Annotated in this window: 2 protein-coding genes; both read right to left on the bottom strand. The window is 69.3% G+C overall.

Going from position 1 to position 1564, the window contains the following annotated elements:
* The coding region (locus tag ACOJSN_RS06730; RefSeq protein WP_420111736.1) for a heme oxygenase (biliverdin-producing) at positions 1-489 on the bottom strand (489 nt) is incomplete at its 3' end.
* Positions 490-705: 216 nt separating this feature from the next.
* Positions 706-1371: a heme oxygenase (biliverdin-producing) gene (locus ACOJSN_RS06725; RefSeq protein ID WP_420111735.1), complete on the bottom strand. Its 666-nt coding sequence runs from the start codon at positions 1369-1371 to the stop codon at positions 706-708.
* Positions 1372-1564: the final 193 nt, after the last annotated feature.

Here is a 1564-nt window from a genome sequence, read left to right as displayed (position 1 = left end):
GTGCTGCGAGACACGGCGGGAGATCGCCTGACCACCGGAGAGATCTCCGAGGTAGCGCGTGTAGTGGTGGCCCACGAAGGCCGGCGTGCTGCGGGAGACGCTGGCGATGTGCTCGGCGTACGCGCGGGCGGCTGGGCGCGGGGGCTCCTTGCTGCGCCAGTCGGGCCCGATCAGGTGTGCGAGGTCCCGCTCGAGCGCCTCGAGCCGATGCAGGCGGGGATCATCGAAGTGGTCCCGCACCGGGTCGGTCACGGTGCTGCACTCGAGCGCCTCGTAGACGGGGTGGAGCTGGGCGGCCAGGCGTGCATAGGCGTGTGCGTCGAGCTCGCCGGCCATCAGCTGGTGCACGAACGTGGCGGACTCCGCGTCGGTGTGTGCGCGCTGGGTGGCCTCGCGCAGGATCTGCGAGAACGGAGGCTGGTCAGCCGTGGCGTCACCGGCGGGTGCGGGCGCCAGGGCGACAGGAGCATGCGGCAGGGTGGCAGTCACTGGTCCTCGAGAGGTCTGGGTGAGGTCTCGTTGAGCCGCCGATCGGGTCGACCAGCGGAAAGGACCGGCCGAAGCTGCCGCGTTTCATAGCCCCGATCGGATGAGGTGAGCCTAACCTCACTCTGGATGCTGACGCAAATTCGACATCATGACCGCACGTAATTGATGACGGTCCATGTCGGTCCGTCACGAAGTCGGCGTCGCGCCGACCGTCGGTCAGCCCAGAGAGGCGAAGATGGCGGCGTTCATGGCGAACGCGCGCTGCGCCTCGGCGATCACCTCGGCACGCTGGGACTCACCCCAGGGCGCCGAGTCCAGCGACTCGCGGTAGGCGTCCTTGTACGCCTTCGGCTTGGAGATCTCCGGAAAGCTGTAGAACAGCAAGCCGGGCTCCCCTTCGCGCAGCCCGTAGTGCCGGGACACGAGCCGGCCGATCGCCTGGCCTCCCGAGAGGTCGCCGAGGTAGCGGGTGTAGTGGTGCCCCACGAACGCCGGCGTGCTGTGGGAGACGCTGGCGATGTGCTCGGCGTAGGTGCGCGCGGCGAGCGACGCCGGCTCTTTGCTACGCCAGTCGGGACCAAGCAGGTGGGTGAGGTCTCGCTCGAGCGCCTCGAGCCGGTGCAGGCGCGGGTCGCCGAACCGATCCCGCACCGGGTCGGTCGCCGAGTTGCTCTCCAAGGCCTCGTACAGGGGATGGAGCTGCGCGGTCAGCCGCGCGAAGGCCGCGGCGTCCAGCTGACCGGCCATGAGGCGGGTGATGAAGCCCGCCCCCTCAGCCTCGGTGTGCGCCTGGCGCGTCGCCTCACGGAGCCGCTGCGAGAACGGCACATCACCGACCTCCGCGTCGTCGCGATGAACAGCGGGCTCGGTCGTCGACGTCACGCGCACATTCTGACACAAATACATCAAACAGTCTGCGCGTAATTACCTGACGGATCGGGACGCCGCGTCAGGAAGTGGGCCGCGCCTCCGCGACCCGACCCCTCCCCTCCCGTCTCCCGCGCCCTCGGAAAGCGATTCGGGGGGGGGGGCACCCCCAATATGGGGGTGGATACCCCCCCACGCAACCACCCCC

The organism is Pseudactinotalea sp. (genome assembly GCF_048594945.1).
GTDB lineage: Bacteria > Actinomycetota > Actinomycetes > Actinomycetales > Beutenbergiaceae > Pseudactinotalea.
This window is presented reverse-complemented; position numbering and strand designations above follow the sequence as displayed.